The sequence below is a fragment of the Xanthobacter luteus genome (assembly GCF_040049235.1).
Classification (GTDB): domain Bacteria; phylum Pseudomonadota; class Alphaproteobacteria; order Rhizobiales; family Xanthobacteraceae; genus Xanthobacter.
This window is the reverse complement of the sequence record NZ_JBDZDO010000002.1, coordinates 68,358-90,074: the sequence shown is the minus strand read 5'-3', so window position 1 is coordinate 90,074 and position 21,717 is coordinate 68,358. Positions and strand designations below refer to the sequence as shown.

Here is a 21,717-nt window from a genome sequence, read left to right as displayed (position 1 = left end):
TCCCCGTGGCCGCCCCGATCAGCAGCGAGCTCATCCATGGCGACCACCCCTCATGTCCTGTCCACCGGCGACTTCTCCCAGAATTGGAGCAATGCTGGCCTGATCACAGCCGATGACAATTGGTCGAACGTTTCGGCAATCGTCGGTTATCTGGGCGACATCGACGGCGGCTCCACCACCAATGTCGATCCGCAGACCCTGACCGGCGCCGCGCTCGGCACCGTGGACGTGATCGCCAACCAGGCCGCGACCACCATCACCAATGGCGGCGTCGCCGAGTTCGACAGCCTCGCCAACCCCACGGTGGCGCTCCAGGGCTCCGGCACCGCCGATGCGCCGAGCCTCGTGATCTATCTCGACGCCACCGACCGAACCGACGTGACCCTCACCTTCGACGCCCGCGACATCGACGGCTCCGCGGACAATGCGGCGCAGCAGATCGCCGTGCAGTATCGCCTCGGCAACAGCGGCGCCTGGACCAACGTCACCGGCGGCTATGCCGCCGACGTGACCACCGCCAGCGCCGCCACCCAGTCCACCGCCTTCGACCTGACGCTGCCCGAGGCGGTGAACGGGCGCGCCGACCTCCAGGTGCGCATCCTCACCACCAATGCCGCCGGCAGCGACGAGTGGGTGGGCATCGACAACATCAAGGTGACCAGCGCGCCCGCGGTCGAGACCCAGAAGGTCGGCTTCGCGCTCGATTCGCTCGCGCTGTCCCTGGTGGAAGGCGACACCGGCACCAAGCTGTTCACCTTCACCGTGGAGCGCACCGGCGGCACCACGGGCGACGTGAGCTTCTCCGGCTCGTTCCTTGAAGGCGACACCGCCGCCGACGACTTTGCCAATCTCATCTCCGGCTTCGCCGGCATCATCGCCGACGGCTTCGCCTCCACCACCGTGACGCTGGAGGTCAACGGCGACACGGTGATCGAGGCCAACGAGGCGTTCTCGCTCACCCTCACCGACGTCTCGAACTCCGCCGGCATCGCCACCTCGCTCCTCGCCGAGCGCGCCAGCGCCGCCGCCGCCATCCTGAATGACGACGCCGCGCCCGCCAGCGAGATCGGTGGCATCGAGATCCTCGACATGGCCGAGTCCCTCGCGGGCTCGGTCGAGACCCCCGTGGCCACCGAGACCCTGTCGGTCACGCGCCGCGGCTCCTGGGTGTCCGGCGACGGCGAAGGAGGCTCCGAGAGCATCACCTTCGACGACACCACCGCCCGCGCCTATGTCACCAACGCCGCGAGCGACCGCATCGACGTGCTCGACCTGAGCGACCCCTTCGCCCCGGTGAAGGTGGACGAGATCGACCTGTCCACCCTGCCCGGCTACGGCGAGGTGAATTCGGTCGCCGCCCGCGACGGCGTCATCGCCGTGGCGGTGCAGAATGCCGACGGCGGGGAGAACGGCCTGGTCGCGCTGTTCGACGGCACGGGCGCCCTCATCAAGACCATCACCGTCGGCGCGCTGCCGGACCAGCTCACCTTCTCCCCCGACGGCACGCTGCTGCTGGTGGCGAACGAGGGCGAGCCCTACAATGACGAGACCGCGGGCGTGATCGAGAACGCCCCGGGCTCGGTCTCGGTCATCGACATGGCGGCGGGCGCCGCCAACGCCACGGTGCGCAACACCATCGGCTTCAGCGCCCTCGACGGCTTCGAGGCCCAGCTTTCCGACCTCGGCATCAAGATCTTCGCCGGCAGCGGCGACCTGCCCGCCCCCACCGCCTCGCAGGACATCGAGCCGGAATATGTGGCGGTCTCCCCGGACGGCACCAAGGCCTACGTCACCCTCCAGGAGGTGAACGCGGTCGCCGTGATCGACCTCACCGACGCGGCCGCGGACAAGCCGGTCTCGATCCTGCCGGCGGGCTATGTGGACTTCTCCCTCGCCGGCAACGAGGCGGACTTCTCCGACCGCGACGGCGCGAGCAATGGAAAGTCCATCTCGGTGGGCAACGCGCCGGTGAACGGCCTGCTCCAGCCCGACGCCATCGCCTCCTTCGAGATCGACGGCACCACCTACTTCATCACCGCCAATGAGGGCGACACCCGCATCGTCCAGAACGGCTCGGAAGGGCTCAACGAGGCACGCGCCTCCAGCTTCGGCGTCACCGACGCGGACTATGCCCGCTACAATCTCGACACCGTGTGGACCACCTCCGCCGACGACCTCTACGGTTTCGGCGGGCGCGGCGTCTCGATCTTCAAGCAGAACCTCGACGGCACCGTCGAGAAGGTCGAGGAGACCGGCGGCGACTTCGAGCAGATCCTCGCCGCTTTGCCGAACGCCAGCACCGTGTTCAACGGCGAGAATGGCGGCAGCTTCGACACCCGCTCGGACAATAAGGGCGCCGAGCCCGAGGGCGTCACGGTGGGCGAGGTGAACGGCAAGATGTACGCCTTCGTCGCGCTGGAGCGCATCGGCGGCGTGATGGTGTGGGACGTCTCCACCCCGGAGGACGCCAAGTACGTCACCTATGTCGCGCCCACCTCCGACGATTACGGCCCGGAGGTGATCAAGTTCGTTTCCGCCGAGGACAGCCCCACCGGCCGCGCGCTCCTGATGACCGCCAACGAGATTTCCGGCTCGGTGACGGTCTATGACCTGGAAGACCCGAACGTCACCAAGATCAGCGCCGTCCAGGGCGAGGGCGCCAGCTCCGGCATGGTCGGCCAGACCGTGACGGTGGAAGCCATCGTGGTGGGCGACTTCCAGAACGGCGACGCCGACGCCAGCCGCAACCTCGGCGGCTTCTACATCCAGGAGGAGGCGTTCGACGAGGACGGCAACCCGCTGACCTCGGAAGGCATCTTCGTCTATGGCGGCACCGGCGACGTGAATGTCGGCGACCGGGTGCGGGTCACCGCCACCGTCAGCGAATATTTCGGCATGACCGAGCTCAACGCCACGGCCATCGAGGTGATCGAGGCCGGCGCGGTCGAAAACATCGACGCGATGGCGCAGACCATCTCCTTGCCGGCGGACGGGGTGACCACGAGCCAGGACGGCGACGCCCAGCCCGATCTCGAAGCCTATGAGGGCATGCTGGTCACGGTGGAGCAGGAGCTCACCATCACCGAGCAGTTCAACCTCGACCGCTTCAACGAGATCAAGCTGGTGGCGGGCGAGCGCCCGGCCCAGTTCACCCAGGAGAACGCCCCGGACGCCGCCGCCTATGCGGCCTATCTGGAAAGCCTCGGCGCCCGCACCATCACCTATGACGACGGGCTGAACGTCCAGAACGCCGCGATCTCCAACCTGGACGGCTTCGACCCCTACACCACCGAGACCGCCCCGCGCATGGGCGACACCATCACCGGGCTCACCGGCGTGCTCGACTATCAGTGGGCCGGCAATTCCGCCTCCGGCTCCACCTGGCGCATCCGCTCGGTGGAGGACGGCGCCAACACCTTCGAGGAAGGCACGCCCCGCGAGGCGGCGCCGGAGGACGTGGGCGGGCGCCTCACCGTCGCCTCGCTCAACGTGCTGAACTACTTCACCACCATCGACACCATCTCCGACTCCAGCTCCGACCAGCCCGGCGACAACACCGCCGCCGGCTTCGACCCGCGCGGCGCCGACAGCGAGGCGGAATTCGCCCGCCAGACCGAGAAGCTGGTGGGGACCATCCTCGCCATCGATCCGGACGTGCTGGCGCTGGTCGAGCTCGAGAACGACTTCCTCGCCGGCTCGGACGGCAACGCGCTGGAATATCTGGTCGACCAGCTCAATGCCGAGCTGGGCGCCGAGATCTATGCCTGGGTGGACCCCGGCACCCAGTTCGTGGGCGGCGACGCCATCGCGGTGGGCTTCATCTACAAGCCCTCCGAGGTGACGGTGGCCTACGACACCACGATCGAGATCCTCGACGACGCCGACCTTGCGACGCTGGGCCTCGACGGCCTGCTCGACCAGAGCACCGTGGACGGCATCTTCACCGGCGTGAACACCAGCCGCGCCGCGCTCGCGGTGACGTTCGAGGAGGTGGAGACCGGCGAGACCTTCACCGCCATCGCCAACCACCTGAAGTCCAAGAGCGGCGCGGGCACCGACGCCGATGCCGACCAGCTCGACGGCCAGGGCGCCTGGCAGCAGCAGCGCGAGCTCGCCGCCACCGCGCTCACCGCCTGGGCCGAGAGCGACCCCACCGGCTCCGACGACGGCGACGTGCTGCTGCTCGGCGACTTCAACGCTTATGCGAAGGAAGACGCGGTCGGCATCCTCGAGGATGCCGGCTTCGAGAGCCTGGAGACGCGCCTGGAGGATCCCTACTCCTACGTCTTCGACGGCCAGACCGGCTCGCTCGACTACATCTTCGCCAACCAGACCCTCGCCGCGCAGGTCACGGGCGTGACCCACTGGCACATCAACTCCGATGAGGCCGACGCCCTCGACTACAACACCGACTACGGCCGCGACCCGAGCATCTTCGACGCCGACAGCCCGGTGCGCACCTCCGACCACGATCCCCTCATCATTGGCCTCAACCTCGAAGAGGAGCCAGAAGTGGCTGATTATACGCTCCAACTCCTGCACTTCTCGGACGGTGAAGCGGGCCTGCTCGCCTCCGAGACCGCGCCGAACCTCGCCGCCCTGGTCGACGCCTATGACGACGACTACGCCAACACCCTGATCCTCGCCGGCGGCGACAACTGGATCCCCGGCCCGTTCCTCGCGGCCGGCACCGATCCCGCGGTGCGCGACGCCATCAACGAGGTGACCGGCTCCACCATGACCGGCACGATCCCGATCGCCGCCGCCGACATCGCCATCCACAACGTCATCGGCGTCGAGGCCTCGGCCCTCGGCAACCACGACTTCGACCTCGGCTCGAACGTGCTGGCGGCCTCGCTCACGGCCGGCTCCGGCTGGGTGGGCGCGCAGTTCGTGTCGGTGTCCGCCAACCTGGTGGTGGGCCCCTCCTCGCCCTATTACACCGACCCCACCGCCACCGACTCGGCGCTCAACGCCATCTATGTGGACACGGTGGACTACAACGTGCAGCCGGGCGTGAACCAGCCGGCCACCACCACCGCCATCCCCGAGGCCGCGACGCTCAAGGGCAAGATCGTGCCGGCGGCGGTGATCACCGAGGGCGACGAGAAGATCGGCATCGTCGGCGTCACCACCCAGATCCTGGAAACCATCTCCTCGCCCTCGGGCACCGAGATCGCCGGCTACCCCGGCGGCACCGGCGCCAACGGCGAAGTGGACGACATGGACCTGCTCGCCGCGCAGCTCCAGCCGATCATCGACGAGATGATCGCCGAGGGCGTGGACAAGATCATCCTCCAGTCGCACCTGCAGATCATCGGCAACGAGATCGAGCTCGCCTCCAAGCTCAAGGGCGTGGACATCATCCTCTCGGCCGGCTCCAACACCCGCATGGGCGACGCCGACGACGAGGCGGTGGAATTCCCCGGCCATGCGGCCGACTTCGCCCTGGAATACCCCTATCTGGGCACCGATGCGGAGGGGAACCCCATCCTCATCGTCAACACCGACAACGAATACACCTATCTCGGCCGCCTGGTGGTGGACTTCGACGAGAACGGCCACATCATCACCGACAGCCTCACCGCCAACCAGTCCATCAACGGCGCCATCGCCGCCACCGAGGAGAACGTCGCCGAAGCCTGGGGGACCACGGTCGGCAATCTCGACGCGACCGCGTTCGCCGAAGGCACCAAGGGCGGCGACGTGAAGACCATCACCGACGCGGTCCAGGGCGTGATCGACGTCAAGGACGGCAACGTCTACGGCTATTCGACCGTCTATCTGGAAGGCGAGCGCGGCCAGGTCCGCAACCAGGAGACCAACCTCGGCAACCTGTCCGCCGACGCCAACGGCGGCAGCCTCACCACGGCCCTGAAGGACGCGCTCGGCACCGCCGCGGAAGGCGCCTATGTGGTCTCCATCAAGAATGGCGGCGGCATCCGCGCCCAGATCGGCACCATCTCGGCGCCCGATCCGGTGGACGGCACGGTGGACAAGCTGCCCCCCGAAGGCGGCGTCTCCCAGCTCGACGTGGAGAACTCGCTGCGCTTCGACAACAAGCTGATCGCCTTCGACACCACGCCGGAAGGCCTGAAGGCGATCCTCGAGCACGGCGTCGCCTCCTACGGCAACCAGGGCCGCTTCCCGCAGATCGGCGGCGTGGCCTTCTCCTTCGATCCGGACGCCCCGGCGGGCAGCCGCATCCTTGATCTCGCGCTGGTGGACGAAGAGGGCAACACCCTGGTCCAGCTCTATGACGACGGCGTGCTGCTGGAGGACGTGCCCGCCGAGATCTCGGTGGTCACGCTGAACTTCCTCGCCGACGGCGGCGACGGCTATCCCATGAAGGCCAACGGCGAGAATTTCCGCTATCTGCTCGCCGACGGCACCCTCGGGCCGGTCCTCGACGAGACCCAGCTCCTGGTTCCGCTCGCGCCCGCCAACACCCTCGGCGAGCAGGCCGCCTTCGAGCGCTACATGCGCGAGAACCACGGCACCGAGGAGACCGCCTACGACCTCGCCGACACCGACATGGCCGGCGACGAGCGCATCCAGAACCTCAACGCCCGCGCCGAGGACACCGTCCTCGCCTCGGAGCAGGTCACCTTCTCCGGCGACGCCGAGGCCAACATGTCCGAGGGCGGCGCCCTCGACGACATGCTCTCGGGCAATGCCGGCAACGACATGCTCAAGGGCCACGGCGGCAACGATCTGCTGCGCGGCGGCGGCGACGACGACCTGATGTTCGGCGGCTCCGGCGACGACGCCCTGCTCGGCGGCTCCGGCGACGACGAGATCTATGGCGGCGACCAGGACGACGAGGTCGAGGGCGGCCGCGGCGACGACATGCTGATCGGCGGCAACGGCTCCGACGCCTATTCCTACGAAGAGGGTGACGGCACCGACACCATCGCCGAAGACGGGGGGCTCGAAGGCGACGCGGACCGCCTCGTGTTCCAGGACATCGACAGCGACAAGGTCTCCTTCACCACCTCCGGCAATGACGTGGTGATCCTCCTCGAGGACGGCTCCGCCATCACCCTCAAGGACCAGGTGGACGGCTCCGGCGGGGTGGAGGAGATCGTGTTCGCGGACGGCGAGACGCTGGCCCGCGACGCGATCCTCGGCAGCGTGGGCAACATTGCCCCGGTGGCGCAGGACGACGCGCTCGGCCCGGTCGCCGAGGACGCGGCTCCGGTCCTGATCGCCTTCTCCGACCTGCTGGCCAACGACACCGACGTCGAGGACGACGTCCTCACCGTCACCGGCGTCAAGAATGTGGTGGGCGGCATCGCCCAGCTCACCGCGGAAGGCGTGCTCTTCACCCCGGCTGCCAATTTCAACGGCCAGGCCTCGTTCGAGTACACCGTCTCCGACGGCGAGGACACCGCCCAGGCGAAGGCCTCGTTCACCGTGACCGCGGTGAACGACGGGCCGGTCGCCGCGGACGACACGGGCGCGGCGACCGCCCTCGACACCAAGCTGTTCGACCTGCTCGCCAATGACGCCGACGGGGATGGCGGCGCGCTGAGCCTCGCCGGCTTCTCGGTGACCTCGGTCGCCGGTCTCGACCTCGACCCGGAGGCGGCGGCGGACGCCTTCGCCATCACCGGCAACCAGCTGGCCTTCAGCCCCGACGGCGCCTTCGACGGCCTCGCCCGCGGCGAGACCGCCACCGTCAAGGTGGCCTACCTGCTGTCCGACGGCCAGGGCGGCACCGACGAGGGCGAGTTCGTCCTCCAAGTGACCGGCACGGGCACCTTCAACCCGATCACCGGCACCGACCAGACCGAGACGCTCGCCGGCACCCGCGGCGACGACCTCATCCGCGGCCTCGGCGGCGACGACGTCCTGCGCGGCGGCGCCGGCTTCGACCGCGTCGAGGGTGGCGCGGGCAATGACGACCTGCGCGGCGGCCTCGCCGCCGACGTGCTCGACGGCGGCGCCGACAACGATCAGATGCGCGGCGGCGCCGGCCGGGACACCTTCGTGTTCCGCTCCGGCTACGGCACCGACACGGTGTTCGACTTCAAGCGCGGCACCGACGTGGTCCAGCTCGACAGCGACGACTTCACCAACTTCGATGCCCTCATGGATGCGGGCGCGATCACCGTCAGCGGTGCCGGCGCCAACATCACCACCTTCATCACCCTGGAGGACGACTCCCAGCTCGTCCTGCGCGGCATCAACGGCGCGTCCCTCACCGCCGACGACTTCCGCTTCGTGTGATCGCCGCCCGGGCGGATGCCGCGGCATCCGCCCGGAACCGCGAAGGCACAAGGCCGCAAGAGCAAAAGGGGCGCCCGCCGGGCGCCCCTTTCTGGTTTCACGCCCAAGCGGGGACCGGGCCACCTTCCCGCGGCCCGGCCCCCGCCCTCGGCGCCCGTTCCGCCGCCTGCTTGGCGACGCCGCACGGCGACGCCGCGGGGCGGTGGACGGACCTCGCGCCCTCCGGCGGCAGGGCCCCGTTCGAACCCCTCAGGCGGCGGCCTTCGCGCCGGCGCCGATGATGCCCTTCGCGGCGAGGTCGGCCCGGGTGCGCTCGTCGAGGCCGAGCAGCCCGCCGAGCACCTCGCCATTGTGCTGGCCGAGCTCGGGCCCGCAGGCGGCGACCTTGCCGGGCGTCTCGGACAGGCGCGGGAAAGTGTTCTGCATGCGCAGGCTGCCGAACATGGGATGGGCGATCTTCACGATCGCCTCGCGCGCCTTGAAATGCGCGTCCTCCAGCATCTCCGGGGCGCGGTAGATGTCGCCGCGCGGCACGCCGTGGGCGTCGAGCACCGCGCCCAGTTCGTCGGGCTCGAGCGTGCGCGACCAGTCGGCGATCATGTCGTCCAGCTCCTGCTGCACCTTGCCACGCGCCGAATGGGTGGCAAAGCGCGGGTCCTCGGCCAGCTCGGGCCGGCCCATGGCGGCGGCGAGGCGCTTGAACACCGTGTCCTGGTTGGCGGCGATCAGCACGTAGCGCCCGCTTTTGGTGGGATAGACGTTGGAGGGGGCGACGTTGGGCAGGATCGCGCCGGTGCGCTCGCGCACATAGCCCGCCTGGTCGTATTCGGTGATGAGCGATTCCATCATGGCGAGCACCGCCTCGTAGATGGCGCTGTCCACCACCTGGCCGCGCCCGGTGCGCTGCACCGCATGGAGCGCCATCAGCCCGCCGAGGCAGGCGAACACGGCGGCGAGCGTGTCGCCGATGGAGATGCCCATGCGGCTCGGCGGGGTGGAGGGATCGCCCACCACGTAGCGCAGGCCGCCCATGGCCTCGCCGATGGCGCCGTAGCCGGCCTTTTCCGCATAGGGTCCGGTCTGGCCATAGCCGGAGACGCGGATCATGACGAGGCGCGGATTGATCTTGCGCAGCTCCTCATAGCCGAGGCCCCACTTTTCCATGGTGCCGGGCCGGAAATTCTCGAGCAGGATGTCGGCATCCGCCACCAGCCTGCGGATCAGGTCCTGGCCTTCGGGGACGCGGGCATTGATCTCCACCGACTTCTTGTTGCGCGCGATCACCGGCCACCACAGCGACTTGCCGTGCTGCTTCTCGCGGCCCCATTCGCGCATGGGATCGCCGACGCCGGGCTGCTCGATCTTGATGACCTCGGCGCCGAAATCGGCCAGCAATTGTCCGCAGAAGGGGCCGGCGAGCAGCTGCCCCATCTCGATGACGCGGAGGTCGGCCAGCGGTCCGAAGCTGCTGGGGCCGACGCTGGTCTGGGTTCGCGGCTCGCTCATGGCATCACCTATTTGTCCGGACAATATTGTTGGGATACAAACAGAAGGGAAACGGGCTGGCAACGGTGCGCCGGGCCGCAGAAGGAGGAGGACGCGCATGCCGCCGCACACCGTCGAGATCGTCGAGGTGGCCCCTCGGGATGGGCTTCAGAATGAACAAGTGCAGGTGTCCACGCCGATCAAGGCCGAACTCGTCAGGCGCGCCGTGGAGGCCGGGCTGAGGCGCGTGGAGGTGACCAGCTTCGTCAATCCGCAGCGCGTCCCGCAGATGGCCGACGCCGAGGCTCTGATGCAGAATGTCCGGACATATCCGGACCTCATTTCCATCGGCCTCGCCATGAACCGGCGCGGCTTCGACCGGGCGCGCGCCGCCGGCTGCAACGAGGTGAACATGGTGGTGGTGGCCTCCGAGAGCCTCGGCCGCCGCAACCAGGGCATGTCCACGGCGGAGAGCATCGCCATCGTGCGCGAGGTCGGCGCCGCGGCGCGGGAAGCCGGCCTGCCCATGTCCGTCACCATCGCCGCGAGCTTCGGCTGCCCGTTCGAGGGCGAGGTGCCCGAGGCCCGCGTGCTCGCCATCATGGAGCAGATCCTGCCCGAGGCGCCGCTGGAGATCGCCTTCGCCGACACCATCGGCTGCGGCGTGCCCGCGCAGGTCACCTCCCTGCTGAAGCAGGCGAACGCGCTCGCGCCCGGCATGCGGCTGCGCTGCCACTTCCACAACACGCGCAACACCGGCCTCGCCAACGTGGCGGCGGCGGTGGCGGCGGGCGCGCGCGCCATCGACGCCAGCCTCGGCGGCACCGGCGGCTGCCCGTTCGCGCCCGGCGCCACCGGCAATGTGGCCACCGAGGACGTGGCCTGGATGCTGGACCGCATGGGGGTTTCGACCGGCGTCGATCTCGACAAGGCGGTCGAGGCCGCGCAATGGCTCGCCGCCGCGCTCGGCAAGCAGATGGCGGGCGGCGTCGCCAAGGCCGGCCTGTTCCCGAAGGCGGTCGCGCGCGGCGGCTGCGTGGCGGTGGCCTGAGGTCCGGCGCGCCCCCGGCCGGCCGCGCCCTCGCGGGGTTGCGCTCATCTCACGAGGCGCGCCGCTCCAGCGCGCCCGGCCGCGCCGGCAGAGCGATGCCGAAATGGCGCGCCAGAACATAGGCGATGTCCTCATAGCAGGAGCCGAAGCGCACCACCTCCAGCGTCTCCACGTTCAAAAGCGTGGAGGACGAGCCATAGGGATGGAAGCGCTGCAGCCCGTGGTCGATCACCACGTCGGCGATGGCGAGGATCTCGTCCTCGATGTCCTCCACCTTGAACTTGGTGCCGCCGAGCGTGAGGTTCGCCGAGGAGCCGAACAGCGGGAATTGCGCCTCGAAGGACAATTGCGTCAGCGCCGCGTGGAACGGGCCGGCGTTCAGCAGCATGACGAGCGTGCCTTCCTTGGTGCTCGCCCCCATCACCTGGGTGTCGAGGCCGGCCATCATGGGATGGTCGGCCCGGAACGGCGCGATGCACCCGAGCGGCAAGTCGTAGTCGCCGGTGATGGCGGCGACGATCTCCGCCCCGCGCGTGCTGGTCACATGCAGCGCGCGGTGCGCCGCAAGGCTCGCCACCATGGCGTTGAGCTTCTGCGGCGCCCGCTTCTTGGTGCGGAAGATGGTGTCGAGCGCCGCCTTGGAGCCGCCGAGGATGGAATAGCCGATGGTGTTGGGCACCACGGCGATGCCGCCCGCGCGCAGCACCCCGAAGGCGCGGGCGGCATCGCCCGCAATGTCGAAGAGGGGAGCGCCCGACATGCCCCGCGCCCCGCTCAGGCCGCGACCGGCGCCGGGCGGGCCGGCAGCTGGATCTGGAAGTGGCGGTTCAAGATGTCGGAGATCTGCTCGAAGCACACGCCGTAGCGGTGCACCTGGAAGCTCTTCAGGTCGATGATGGTGGAGGAGATGCCTTCGGGATTGGCATAACGCGACAGGCCGTAGTCGATTTCGATGGCGGCGATGTCGCGCACCTCCCGGTCCACGTCCTGGAGCCGGTACTTCGAGCCGGTGAGCGAGCGGTTGGCGGACGAGCCGAGCACCGGGCGCATGCGCTGGCGCGAGAGTTCGGTGATCGCCTTGTGGAGCGGGCCGGCGTTCAGCAGCAGATCGAGCGTGCCGATCTTGGTGGAGCGCTCCATGGTGAATTCGTCCACCGAGGCGAAGATCGGATGGTCGGCGCGGAACGGCGCCACCACCGAGAGCGGCAGGCCGTAATCCTCGGTCACGGCGCGCACCAGCGTGCGCTCGCGCGCGCCGACGATGTGCAGCTCGGAGAAGATCTCGAAGTCGGCCATCATGCCGTTGGGCTTGGAGAAGCTGCGGCCCTTGGCGGTGAAGATGTTCTTGATCGCCTCGCCGCAGCCGCCGAACACGGCATAGGCGACATCCAGGGGAACAATGGCGACGCCCCCCTTGTCGAGCACGTCGAACACCGCCTCGGCGTCTTTCCTCGGGTCAAGCACGACCATCTTCGTCTCCTTGGAAAAGGGCATGGGATCAGCTCCAGGGCGCGAGCCGGGAGCGCAGAGCAAGCAGCACGGCGCGGAACAGCACCGTGGCGGCGACGATGATCACCAGCAGCGCCACCACGCCCGTGGTGTCGAAGCCCATGGAGGCCGCCGAGATCAGGTGGCCGAGGCCCGAAGTGGAGCTGATGAACTCGCAGATGATCACGCCGATCAGGCACAGGCCGATCGACAGGTCGATGGCGGCCCACATCCAGGGCACGAGGCTCGGCCCGGTCACCATCGCGAAGGTCTGCCAGCGGCCCGCGCCCATGAGCAGGAACTGGCGCCGCAGCATGGGATCGATCTGCCGCATGCCTTCGAGCACGTTGGTGGTGAACACGAACAGGGCGATGGACACGGCCAGCGCCACCTTCGCGGTGACGCCGACGCCGAGGAACAGCACGATCAGCGGGCCGAAGGCGACGCGCGGAATGCCGTTGATGGACACCAGCAGCGGGTTGAGGGTCGCCTCCAGCAGCGGCCAGCGGTAAAGCGCCATGCCGAGCGCGAGGCCGAGCCCCGCCGAGAGCACCAGGGCGAGGACGGCCGCCCCGAGGGTGTCGAACATGTGCGGCCAGATCATGCCGCTGGCGAACATCTCGTAGAGCCGCCGCGCCACCAGCGCCGGCGAGGACATGGAGGCAGGCTCCATCCAGCCCGCCGACACCGCGAGCTGCCAGAGCGCCAGCAGGACCGCGACCAGCACGAGGCGCGAGGCCGAGAGGCCGAAGCCGAAGCCGATCTTCGCCATGGGATCCTTCCGCGCCGCAGTGACGGACATGACGCTCATCGCGCGGCCTCCCACGGCGAGAGCATGCCTTGGCCGAAGCGCAGCAGGCCGTCGAGCGCGAGGGCGAGGACGCCGAGCACGATGATGCCCACGTAGCACCAGGCCACGTTGAAGGTGCCGAAGCCGTACTGGATGATGAAGCCGACGCCGCCGCGCGCGGCCACGAACTCGCCCACCACCACCGCGGTGAGCGCGAGGCCGAGCGAGATCCGCAGCGCGCCATAGTGCCAGCGGGCGAGCTGCGGCAGCATCAGCATCTTCAGCATCTGCCAGCGCGAGGCGCCCATGAGGCGAAGGTTGGCGCGCACCACCGGGTCGATGCTCTTGAGGCCGGCCACGGTGTTGAACAGGAACACGAACACGACGATGGTCACGGCCAGCGCCGCCTTCGAGGCGATGCCGATGCCGAGCGCCGCCGCGAAAGCGGGCGCGAGCGCGATCTTGGGCAGCGCGTTGAGCGCCGACCAGATCGGATCGAACAGCTTCTCCAGCCAGTCCGACAGGCTCATGAGGATGCCGAGCGCGGTGCCGATGACGGCGCCGATGGCGAGCCCGATCAGCGTCGCGCTCACGGTGAGCCAGACATGGTTGAGGAGCTGGCCGTTGAGGGCGAGCTTCCAGAACAGCGTGCCGATGGCGGACGGGGTCGAGAACCAGAAGGTCGGGCTCTCGATGAAGGCGTTCATCCAGCCGTTGCCGGTGCCGGTCTCCCAGGCGACGAGGAAGGCGGCGAGGCCGGCCACCTGGATGTAGCGCGCCGTGCGCCGGATGCTGGGTGCGGCGAGGGCGGTCATAGGGCGAGCGTCCGGCCGACCTCGGCGCGCAGCGAGGTGGAGAGCGTGCGCAGGGTCGGCTGGAAGCCGTCCGCGAACTTCGCCTCGTCCACGGTGCGCGGACGCGGCAGGGGAATGTCGAGCACTTCCTTCATGGTGCCCGGATGGGCGGTGAGGATCACCACCCGGTCGCACAGGCAGATCGCCTCCTCCAGATCGTGGGTGACGAACAGCACGGTCTTGCGGTTCTCCTCCCACAAACGGAGGAAGTCGTCCTCGATGATGGTGCGGGTCTGGGCGTCCAGCGCCCCGAACGGCTCGTCCATGAGGATCACCGGCGGGTCGAAGGCGAGCAGCACGGCGAGCTGCACGCGCCGGCGCATGCCGCCGGAGAGCTGGCTCGGATAGCGGTCGGTGAAACGGCCGAGGCCCACCTTGTGCAGCACCTCGTTGGCCCGCGCCGGCCACTCAGCCTTCGCCACGCCCTTCAGCTCGAGCGCGGCGCACACATTGCCGTAGGCGGTGCGCCACGGCAGCAGGCTGTCCTTCTGGAACAGGTAGCCCACCTCGCCGGGCACCACGCCTTTGACGTCGTGCCCGTTGAAGAGGAGCTTGCCCGACGCCACCGGGATGAGGCCGGCGACGGCGTCCAGGAAGGTGGTCTTTCCGCAGCCGGAGGGGCCGACGATGCCGACGAACTCGCCCGCCGCGACCTCGAGGGAGAAATCCTCCAGGGCGACGGTGCCGTTGGCGTGGCGGATGGTGATCCGCGACGCGGAAATCAGCTGCCGTGACATGTGCTCGGAACCCTCCTGCTCGGAACCGCGTGCGTTCAGAAGCCCTCGTCAGAAGCCCTTGGCGGGCGGTGCCTTCCAGGTGCGCCACAGATCCTCGAACCCGGCCGGCACCACCTCGGCGAGGGTGAAGGACTTGGTGGTGACGCCGGCGAACTTGCCGTACTCCACCACATTGGCGAGGCTCTGCGCGCTCATCACCGGCGAGAACGAGGCGAGGTGCTCGTTGAGGCTGCGCCGCAGCACGTCCTTGGCGACGCCGGGGAACATGGCCTGGTAGACCTCCAGCACCCGCGGGTCGCCCTCGAGGATCACGTCGATGGCCTTGGTGTTGGCGCGGTTGATGGCCTTGGCGGTCTCCAGATTCTTGTCGATCCACGCCGCCTTCGCCGCCAGGCATTCCATGGCGAAATCCTGGAAGATGGCGGGCGGGTCGCCGGCCGGGCCGCTCCACACGGGATAGGCGATCTTCTTCTCGTACTTCAGGATCGACTGCGCCGGGTCGAACGCCATCAGCACGTCGATCTGGCCCTCGGTGAAGGCCTTCACCTGGGTGGCGGGGCTGCCGACCGCGACGAACGAGACGTCGGTGTCCGGATCGAGGCCGGCGGCGCGCAGCACGTAGCGCGAGGACACGTGGCTGCCCGAGCCCATGCCCGAGACGCCGATGGTCATGCCCTTGAGGTCCTTGACCGACTTCACCTTGTCCTTGTGCTTGGTGTGGACCACGAGCTCGGTGATGTACCGGCGCTCCTGCACCGCGATCACCTTCACGTCGAGGCCGGTCTCGCGCAGCTTGAGCATGTGCTCGACGCCGGCATTGGCGATGTCGGCCGCGCCGGTGAGCAGGAGCTGGGTGATCTCGGAGCCGCCGCGGGCGATCACGAACTCCACCTCGACGCCGTATTCCTTGAAGATGCCGAGGTCCCGCGCCACCCAGGTGGGAAACAGGATGATGCTCGGCAGCGTGGCGATCCGCACCTTGGCGGCCTGCGCGAAGCCGGTGCTGCCGAGGCCGGCGGTGGCGGCGAGACCCGCCGCGCCGGCGAGAAGGTGGCGCCTGTTGAGTTGCATTGCCATGTCGTTCTCTCCCTCAGGGCCCGCGCCGTGTCGCCGACGGGGATCGTTTGTTGGGGAGGGCGCGCCGGTGCTCCGAACCTGGAGCTGAGCCGGACCGCTCCCGCATGTGCGGCGGCGGATGAGGGTTCATCCGCCAGGAAACGAGAAGATGTCCGGTCAAATACCGCCGATGGCGCCGGCGGCTGCGGCGGCTGCTGCTGCGGCGGCTCCTGGCCGGCGCCGGCCGGTTCCGCACCGCGGCAAGCGCGGCACGGCTTCGACTTTGACGAAAGATTCCAGCGGCATGGACGTCCTCCCGGTGCTCTTCTTATTATTTGTCCGGACAACATATCCGAAGACGGCGGGGTGTCAACCGTCCTGTGGCGGCCAGTCCCCCCTGCGGATCGTCATGACGTAGGAGAAGCGGTCGGCAGGATGCCAGTTGAGGGAGGTCAGCATGATGCCGCCGCTGGCGTCGAGGTAGCGCCGGACGAAGCGCATGGCGGGGGCGCCCGGGCGCACGTTCAGCGGCTTGGCGATGGCCGCCGGCAGGGCACAGGCGGTGATCTCCTGGATCGCCTCGGCGATGGCCTCGCCCGAGCGCGCTTCCACCAGCGCGTAGATCGGCCCCTCGGCCTCGCTCACGTCGGCGAGCAGCGGCACGAAGCGCACGTGGATGTAGACCGTGGTGTAGCTGATGGTCTCGGTCCGGGCCGGGTTCCAGCGCACGCCGCGGATGCGCAGCCAGCGGCTGCCGGCCGGCGCCTTGAGCACCAGGGCCTCCTCGTCGTCGATGGCGACGATGCCGGATTCGCGCACGTCCAGATGGGTGTCGCGGGCGTACTGGAAGAACTCCGCCAGCGTGCGCATGGTGTGGGAATAGGAGGTGCGGGGCGAGGCCGCGACCACGCGCGAGCCGGCCCCCTGGCGGCGTTCCACCATGCCGAGCTCGACCAGTGTCCGCAGCGCCTCGCGGATGGTGTAGCGGCTGGCGCCGAAGGAGGCGCACAGCGCCGCCTCGGTGGGCAGCAGCGCGCCGACCGGGTAGCGCCCCACCGAGATGGCGGTCTCGAGCTGCTTGGCGATGCGCCGGTAGCGCGCCGGATCGTCGTCGCCGCCGCGGACGGCCGCGCTCGTGGCGGCGTCGGCCGGCGCCTCGGTCGCGGCCGGATCCCCGACGGGCACGCCGGCCGCGATGGTGCCGGTGGTGCCGATGGTCACGCGCTTCCTCATGCCGGTTTCCGCCGCTCCGTGGATCCGTTCAGCTTATCCGAACAGGATACACAAATCGACACTTGTCCGGTCATTTCGTCATTTGTTCGACTCGGATGTGGCTGTCCGATCGGGACCGTCCACGGCCGGGGAGCCGGGCGGCGGCGCGCCCTTGCCGCCCCCCGCCTCGCTCTCCACCTCGCCCCGGCGCTGGAGCCAGAGCATGATCAGCCACGAGGCGGCCGCCCAGCCGGCGCCGCCGGCCCAGCCGGCGAGCACGTCGGTGGGCCAGTGCACCCCGAGATAGATCCGGCTTACCCCCACCAGAACGGTGACGAACACCGCCACCCCCAGCAGGAACACCTTGACCCGCACCCGCTCCTGGCTGCGCGCGAGCAGCGCGCCCAGCGTCAGGTAGATCGCCGCCGACAGCATGGCGTGGCTCGAGGGGAAGCTCTGGGAGTAGACCGCCACGCCGTGCGGCACGAGGTCCGGCCGCGGCCGGCCGAAGCCCCATTTCAGCAGGCTCGCGAGCACGGTCGCGCCGACCACAGAGGCCGCCACCAGGAACGCCGTGCCGCGCCGGCGCACCAGCAGCAGGTAGGCGATCACCGCGAGCGTGACGAGCGTGAGCACCGCGGTGCCGCCGAGCGCGGTGAAGTCGCGCATCACCTCCTCGAACCAGGCCGGGCCGAGCGGGTCGCCAAGGTCCTGCGGGTTGCGCAAGGCGAGCAGGATGGTGCGGTCAAGCCGGTTGGCGTCGCCTTCCAGCACCTCCCCCGCCACCAGCGCGAAGAGGTAGATGGCGCAGGCGACGACGGCGACGACGGCGAGGGTGAGCCGCTCCATGCGCGCCACCGGGGCGAGGATTCGCGAGAGCGGGCTTTGGGCGAGCCATGCGGCCGCCCGCGCGAGCGGCGGTCCGGCCAGCGGAATGGCGCAAAGACGGGGGAGCCAGCGACCGTCCGGGTTCATGGCCCCATGCTTGGCCGCATTCGCCCGCAGCGTCAACAGCATGGCGTGCACTGGCACGGATCCGCCGCGCCGGTGCGCCCGCCGCCCTCCGGCCGTCATGCCCCGGCCACGAGCCGTCCGGCGAGGCCCGAGGGCGACGGCGCGGGAGGCCGGACGAAGGAAAGGCGCGGCCTTGCCCCGCGCCCGCGCCCCTGCCAAGACACGGCCCATGGAGCGCCTCGATCCCGAACCACCGTCCGCCGACGCCCCCGTCATCCGCGTGTTCATCGATGCCGATGCCTGCCCGGTGAAGCAGGAGGCCTACAAGGTGGCCCTGCGCCACGGCGTGCCGGTGATCGTCGTCGCCAACGCCCCCATCGCCGTGCCGCGCGACCCGCTGGTGAGCCGCGCGGTGGTGCCGGCGAGCCCGGACGCGGCGGACGACTTCATCGCCGAACGGGCGCGGCGGGGCGACGTGGTGGTGACCGCCGACATTCCGCTCGCCGCCCGCTGCGTGAAAGCGGGCGCCGACGTGATCGCCCCCTCGGGCCGGCCGTTCACGACCGATTCCATCGGCTTGGCGCTGGCGACCCGCAACCTGTTCGACGAGCTGCGCTCCCAGGGCACGCTCACGAGCGGGCCGAAGCCGTTCTCGCCGCGCGAGCGCTCGGCCTTCCTCTCGGCGCTCGATCTCGCGATCGTGCGCCTGAAGCGCGCCGGCTTCCGTCCTGCGCCCGTCTAGGGCGAGAACCGTCGGCGCAGCAAATCCCAGCGCCCCCGCCGCAGGGCGAGGGAGCCGCGGGGGCCCGGGCATGACCCTCTGCAAACGCAGCGGCCCCCGGAAAAACCATCGCCCCGCCGCCTCAGCCCTGGTCGCGGAAGCGGTTGGTGATGGGGTAGCGCCGGTCGCGGCCGAAATTGCGCGCCGTCACCTTCACCCCCGGCGCCGCCTGGCGGCGCTTGTATTCGGCGACGTTGAGCAGGCGCTCCACCCGCTTCACCACCTCCGGCTCGAAGCCCTCGGCCACGAGCTCGGCCACCGAGGCCTCGCCCTCCACCAGCCGCGCCAGGATCGCGTCGAGCACCTTATAAGGCGGCAGCGAATCCTCGTCCTTCTGGTTCTCGCGCAGCTCGGCGGTGGGCGGCTTGTCGATCAGATGGTCGGCGATCACCTCGCCGCTCGGCCCCTTGGCGAACGCCGGCTTCCACAGATTGCGCAGGCGCGAGAGGCGGAACACCTCGCTCTTGTAGAGGTCCTTGATGGGGTTGTAGCCGCCGTTCATGTCGCCATAGAGCGTGGCGTAGCCGGTGGACATCTCCGACTTGTTGCCGGTGGTGACCACCATGGACCCGAGCTTGTTCGACACCGACATCAGCAGCGTGCCGCGCACCCGCGACTGGAGGTTCTCCTCGGTCACGTCGCGCGGGCGGCCGGCGAACAGCGGCGCGAGCGCCGCCTCGATGCCCTCGACGCCGCCGGCGATGGGCACGATGTCGTAGCGCACGCTTAGCTTCTGCGCCACGGCGGCGGCGTCCGACAGGCTCTCGTTCGAGGTGTAGCGATAGGGCAGCATGATGCAGTGGACCCGTTCGGGCCCGAGCGCATCCACCGCCATCACCGCACACAATGCGCTGTCGATGCCGCCCGACAGGCCGAGAACCACGCCCGGAAAGCGGTTCTTCTCCACATAGTCCTTCAGCCCGAGCACGCAGGCGGCATAGTCGGCCTGATCGCCTTCGGTGCGGTCCGCCAAGGGGGCCTCGGTCATCTTCCAGCCGTTGGCGAAGCGCTCCCACTTCGTCACCCGCACCCGCTCCTGGAAGCTCGGCAGCTGCATGGCGAGCGAGCGGTCGGCATTGAGCGCGAACGAGGCGCCGTCGAACACCAGCTCGTCCTGCCCGCCCACCTGGTTCACGTAGAGCAGCGGCAGACCGCTCTCCACCACGCGCGCCACCGCCACGTTCTCGCGCTCCTCATAGACCGAGCGGCGATAGGGCGAGCCGTTGGGGACGATGAGCAATTCGGCGCCGGTCTCGGCGAGGCACTCGACCACGTCCGGACCCCAGATGTCCTCGCAGATGGGCACGCCGAGCCGGATGCCGCGGAACGGGATCGGCCCCGGCATCGGGCCGGGGGCGAACACGCGCTTCTCGTCGAACACGCCGTAATTGGGCAGGTCCACCTTGTGGCGCGCCGCGGCGACGCGCCCGCCGTCCAGCAGCAGCACCGAATTGTGGAGCTTGCCCGCCTCCACCCACGGCGCGCCGACCAGCAGCGCCGGGCCATCCACGGTCTCCGCCGCCAGCGCCTCCACCGCCCTGCGGCAGGCGGCCTGGAAGGCCGGCTTCAGCACCAGGTCCTCGGGCGGATAGCCGGAGATGGACAGCTCCGAGAACACCAGCAGATCGGCGCCCTCAAGCCGCGCCGTGTCGCGCGCCTTGCGGGCGAGGGCGAGGTTGCCCTCCACGTCGCCGACCGTGGGATTGATCTGCGCCACCGCGATGAGGAGTTCGTCCGGCGGGGCGCTGGCGCTGATGGCGGGCTGGGTGTCGGTGCTGCTCATGGCTCGGATGTAGCCTTCGTCAGGCCGGCGGAAAAGGGGCTTTTGTGCGTCCGGCGCGGCGGCGCGGTCAGCCGGCCAGCGCCGCGATCACGGCGTTGAGCACCGGGAAGCCCTCCGCCGTCACCTGGAGCCGGTCGCCCGCGCGCACCACGAGGCCGTCGGCCTGAAGCGCGGCAATGCGCCCGTCATCGAGCGGGCGGCCGGCGAGCCCGGCATGGCGGGACAGATCCACGCCCTCCCGAAGGCGCAGGCCCATGAGCAGCATCTCGTCCGCCTGCTCGGCCGCGGTGAGCGCCGTATCCTCGACGATGCCGTGGCCCGCGGCCTCGACGCAGGCGAGCCAGGCCTCCGGCGCGCGCTCCGTGAGGGTGGCGCGGCGCGCGCCGTCCAGCAGCAGCCGGCCATGGGCGCCGGGGCCGATGCCGGCATAGGTGCCGTAGCGCCAATAGACGAGATTGTGCCGCGCCTGCGCGCCCGCTCTGGCGTGGTTGGAGACCTCGTAGGCGGGCAGGCCGGCGGCGGCGGTGACCTCCTGCGTCACGTCCCAGAGCGCGCGCGAGGCCTCGTCGTCCGGCAGGATCAGCTTGCCGGCGCCATAGAGCCGCTCGAACGGCGTGCCCGGCTCGATGGTGAGCTGGTAGAGCGAGAGATGCTCGCAGCCTTCCGCCAGCGCGCGGGCGAGCTCGGCGGCCCAGGCGTCCGGCGTCTGGCCCGGGCGGGCATAGATCAGGTCGAAGGACACGCGATCGAACGCGGCGCGCGCCACCGCCACGGCGGCCAGCGCCTCGGCCACCGAATGCATGCGGCCGAGGCCCTTGAGGTCGGCATCGTCGAGCGCCTGGACGCCGAGCGAGACCCGGTTGACGCCGGCGGCGCGGTAGCCGGCGAACCGCGTCGCCTCCACCGAGGTGGGGTTGGCCTCCAGCGTCACCTCGGCATCGCCGGCGAGCGGCCAGGCCTCGTCGATGGCGTCGAGGATGCCGCCCACCGTCTCCGGCGCCATGAGCGAGGGCGTGCCGCCGCCGAAGAACACGCTCTCGGCCCGCTGCGGGCCCGACAGGGCGCGCATGTGGCCGATCTCGCGCCGGAAGGCGGCCAGGAAGCGCGCCTGGTCGGGCGGGGCGTGCCGCACATGGGAGTTGAAGTCGCAATAGGGGCATTTGGCGAGGCAGAACGGCCAGTGGACATAGACCGCGAACCCGCCGGCGGCGGCGGGCGCCGCGGCGCCCGCGGTGCCGGGCTTGATTGCGGCTTTGGTCATCTCACGCTCGTCCTCACCGGGCGCTGCGCCCGA

At 69.7% G+C, this 21,717-nt stretch carries 14 protein-coding genes; 3 read left to right on the top strand and 11 right to left on the bottom strand.

Features of this window, described 5'->3' with window-relative positions:
• Nucleotides 1-36 precede the first annotated feature (36 nt).
• Nucleotides 37-8,232: an ExeM/NucH family extracellular endonuclease gene (locus ABLE88_RS09070; protein ID WP_348831206.1), complete on the top strand. Its 8,196-nt coding sequence runs from the start codon at nucleotides 37-39 to the stop codon at nucleotides 8,230-8,232.
• A gap of 249 nt (nucleotides 8,233-8,481) precedes the next feature.
• On the opposite strand, the gene ABLE88_RS09065 is transcribed toward ABLE88_RS09070, so the two are convergent.
• A complete protein-coding gene (locus ABLE88_RS09065; RefSeq protein ID WP_348831205.1) occupies nucleotides 8,482-9,738 on the bottom strand; it encodes a CaiB/BaiF CoA transferase family protein in 1,257 nt (418 codons plus the stop codon).
• Between the two features lie 97 nt (nucleotides 9,739-9,835).
• Between ABLE88_RS09065 and ABLE88_RS09060 the strand changes: the two genes are divergently transcribed.
• Complete coding sequence (locus tag ABLE88_RS09060; protein WP_348831204.1) at nucleotides 9,836-10,768, top strand: hydroxymethylglutaryl-CoA lyase; 933 nt, start codon at nucleotides 9,836-9,838, stop codon at nucleotides 10,766-10,768.
• A gap of 49 nt (nucleotides 10,769-10,817) precedes the next feature.
• On the opposite strand, the gene ABLE88_RS09055 is transcribed toward ABLE88_RS09060, so the two are convergent.
• The 8 genes from ABLE88_RS09055 to ABLE88_RS09020 all read right to left on the bottom strand — a co-directional run bounded on the left by ABLE88_RS09055 (nucleotide 10,818) and on the right by ABLE88_RS09020 (nucleotide 17,922).
• Nucleotides 10,818-11,528: a Sua5/YciO/YrdC/YwlC family protein gene (locus ABLE88_RS09055; RefSeq protein ID WP_348831203.1), complete on the bottom strand. Its 711-nt coding sequence runs from the start codon at nucleotides 11,526-11,528 to the stop codon at nucleotides 10,818-10,820.
• A 14-nt stretch (nucleotides 11,529-11,542) separates the two neighbouring features.
• Entirely contained in the window at nucleotides 11,543-12,238 is a 696-nt protein-coding gene (locus tag ABLE88_RS09050; RefSeq protein WP_348831201.1) for a Sua5/YciO/YrdC/YwlC family protein, read from the bottom strand.
• Nucleotides 12,239-12,266: 28 nt separating this feature from the next.
• Complete coding sequence (locus ABLE88_RS09045; RefSeq protein ID WP_348831200.1) at nucleotides 12,267-13,067, bottom strand: ABC transporter permease; 801 nt, start codon at nucleotides 13,065-13,067, stop codon at nucleotides 12,267-12,269.
• Entirely contained in the window at nucleotides 13,064-13,861 is a 798-nt protein-coding gene (locus ABLE88_RS09040) for an ABC transporter permease (RefSeq protein WP_348831199.1), read from the bottom strand. Before ABLE88_RS09040 ends, ABLE88_RS09045 begins: the two co-directional genes overlap by 4 nt.
• Complete coding sequence (locus ABLE88_RS09035; protein WP_348831198.1) at nucleotides 13,858-14,637, bottom strand: ABC transporter ATP-binding protein; 780 nt, start codon at nucleotides 14,635-14,637, stop codon at nucleotides 13,858-13,860. Before ABLE88_RS09035 ends, ABLE88_RS09040 begins: the two co-directional genes overlap by 4 nt.
• A 48-nt stretch (nucleotides 14,638-14,685) precedes the next feature.
• On the bottom strand, nucleotides 14,686-15,714 hold the full coding sequence (locus ABLE88_RS09030; RefSeq protein WP_348831197.1) for an ABC transporter substrate-binding protein: 1,029 nt from the start codon (nucleotides 15,712-15,714) through the stop codon (nucleotides 14,686-14,688).
• A gap of 348 nt (nucleotides 15,715-16,062) precedes the next feature.
• The gene (locus ABLE88_RS09025; protein WP_348831196.1) at nucleotides 16,063-16,926 is read right to left on the bottom strand and encodes a GntR family transcriptional regulator; all 864 of its coding nucleotides are present in this window, start codon (nucleotides 16,924-16,926) and stop codon (nucleotides 16,063-16,065) included.
• Between the two features lie 78 nt (nucleotides 16,927-17,004).
• A complete protein-coding gene (locus ABLE88_RS09020) occupies nucleotides 17,005-17,922 on the bottom strand; it encodes a phosphatase PAP2 family protein (protein ID WP_348831640.1) in 918 nt (305 codons plus the stop codon).
• A 166-nt stretch (nucleotides 17,923-18,088) separates the two neighbouring features.
• Here ABLE88_RS09020 and ABLE88_RS09015 point away from each other — a divergent pair, with 166 nt between their 5' ends.
• On the top strand, nucleotides 18,089-18,601 hold the full coding sequence (locus ABLE88_RS09015) for a YaiI/YqxD family protein (protein ID WP_348831195.1): 513 nt from the start codon (nucleotides 18,089-18,091) through the stop codon (nucleotides 18,599-18,601).
• Nucleotides 18,602-18,722: 121 nt separating this feature from the next.
• On the opposite strand, the gene ABLE88_RS09010 is transcribed toward ABLE88_RS09015, so the two are convergent.
• Both ABLE88_RS09010 and hemW read right to left on the bottom strand, forming a co-directional pair.
• Nucleotides 18,723-20,423 (bottom strand): NAD+ synthase, encoded by a 1,701-nt coding sequence (locus ABLE88_RS09010; protein ID WP_348831194.1) that lies wholly within the window; start codon nucleotides 20,421-20,423, stop codon nucleotides 18,723-18,725.
• 67 nt (nucleotides 20,424-20,490) lie between these two features.
• Nucleotides 20,491-21,684 (bottom strand): radical SAM family heme chaperone HemW, encoded by a 1,194-nt coding sequence (hemW, locus tag ABLE88_RS09005; RefSeq protein WP_348831193.1) that lies wholly within the window; start codon nucleotides 21,682-21,684, stop codon nucleotides 20,491-20,493.
• Nucleotides 21,685-21,717 lie beyond the last annotated feature (33 nt).